The organism is Brevundimonas sp. (assembly GCF_031082345.1).
In the GTDB taxonomy this organism is placed as follows: Bacteria; Pseudomonadota; Alphaproteobacteria; order Caulobacterales; family Caulobacteraceae; genus Brevundimonas.
In genome coordinates this window covers 1-1,581 of record NZ_JAVHLH010000394.1, presented here as the reverse complement: position 1 = coordinate 1,581, position 1,581 = coordinate 1, and the positions used below count along the sequence as shown (strand labels likewise).

The window sequence follows — 1,581 nt, the reverse complement described above, 5'->3', positions numbered from 1 at the left end:
CGCGACAGGTTCATGATCGGCTACGCGCGCTCCGTTTCCAGCCCCCAGAGCCTTGCCCGTCAGCGCGCCGCGCTGCTTCGGGCGGGGTGCACCGAGATCTTTCAGGATGACGCTTCCGGCGGCCGGGTTCTTCGACCCGGCCTTCTTGCCGCTCACGATAGTCTGTCGACGGGCGGGGCGCTGTGCCTGGTTTCGCTGGACCGCCTCGCGCGGTCCTCGCGGGACCTGTTCTACTACACCGGCAAGCTGAGCGAGCGCGGTTTCCACCTGGTCTCGCTGGCCGAGGACATCGACACGCGACGCGACAACGGCGCGTTCTTCAGCTTCTGCTCTCTTGTCGACCGCCTGCATGGCGCCGGCGCCGCCGACCGGCTTGCCGTCGATCGCGCCCGGGCCGTGCGCGGCCCAGGGCCGTCACCACGCCTGACGGACGACGTCTGGTCGGAACTGTCGCCCCGACTAGCGGCGGGCGAGCTGACAGTCAGTGCGGCGGCCGAGGCCGCGGGCGTCCATCGATCCACCATCTACCGCAGACAGGGCGGCTGACGGGACAGCGGCGCGTTTCGGTCATGGCCGCTCCCGCCAGAGGCGACCTGCGGATGTCGCGATCAATCACGCCCAGGAGGGGCGGGCTCGCCGCTCGCTCAACGGCTTCGCCGTCCTCCACTTCGTTACGGCCCTGCGGGTGCGCGCCCGGCTCTTGGCCCGCCTGACGAAGGGCTTGATCGCGGAACAGATCCGCGGGCCAGCCGGATCCTCCGGCTGGGAGCTGGGAGACCCTCATGAATCTCGCTGACTTGCACGACGAGGCCGCATTGGCCTCCGTCTCGTCGGACCTCCTCGACCAAGCCGCTGAGGCCGGCGTTAACGCCATGGCGACTGTCCTCGCTGAGGCGATGGGATGGACGTCGGGCGACTTCCTGCCCTGCCAGACCGACGCTCTGGAACACGGGGCCCGTATCATCGCCGGCGCGCTCGCGCGCATGGCGGAGCAGAACGGCCTCCTTCCCGAAGAACCGGCGGCGGTAGCCGATCCTCTCCCGATCGACCCGGCCGTTCTCTTCAACTGCTGCACCGATGGCGCTCAGCCCGACTGGCGCGACTTTACCGTGCTGCAGATCGGCGGGTGTCGCATGGACCCCGACGGCGACGGCGCCGTCGACGGCGGTCAGGATCGAGCCAACACCGAATTCTACACCGTCTACGGCATCAACGCGGACGGCGAGGCCCTCGCCATCACCGACCTTCCGGACGCCAACCTCGACCAGGCCAAGGCCGTCGCGGACACCCTTTCGGGGCTGTCCGGCCTGTCTGTCGAACTGCACTGCGCCCTGACCCAGGAGATCACTCAATGAGCATCATCACCTTCCTCGATCGCATCGGCGGCATGAAAACCGGCGAGGAACTGGACGGCCATATGTCCGGCGCCGACGCCGTCGACACCCTGTCCTACCTCATCCTTGAGGCCCGTGCGCTGCGCGCCTCGGCCTCCGCTCCGGAGCTGACCGCAGACGGTCTCACGGTGCTTCGCACCCTGCGCGACCTCGTGGATGAAGCCCTCCTCACCCACATCTACGAAGA

The 1,581-nt window shown here is 68.4% G+C and carries 3 protein-coding genes; all 3 read left to right on the top strand.

Annotation, left to right across the window (positions count from 1 at the left end):
* The coding region (locus RDU12_RS15700; RefSeq protein WP_308685599.1) for a recombinase family protein at positions 1 to 546 on the top strand (546 nt) is incomplete at its 5' end.
* 236 nt (positions 547 to 782) lie between these two features.
* Complete coding sequence (locus tag RDU12_RS15695; protein ID WP_300293362.1) at positions 783 to 1,355, top strand: hypothetical protein; 573 nt, start codon at positions 783 to 785, stop codon at positions 1,353 to 1,355.
* On the top strand, positions 1,352 to 1,581 hold a 230-nt coding region (locus RDU12_RS15690; RefSeq protein WP_308685595.1), incomplete at its 3' end, for a hypothetical protein. The genes RDU12_RS15695 and RDU12_RS15690, both read left to right, overlap by 4 nt.

Excerpts from the sequence above, each read along its gene's own strand:
- RDU12_RS15695 (WP_300293362.1), top strand. The coding sequence starts at position 783 with ATGAATCTCGCTGACTTGCACGACGAGGCCGCATTGGCCTCCGTCTCG.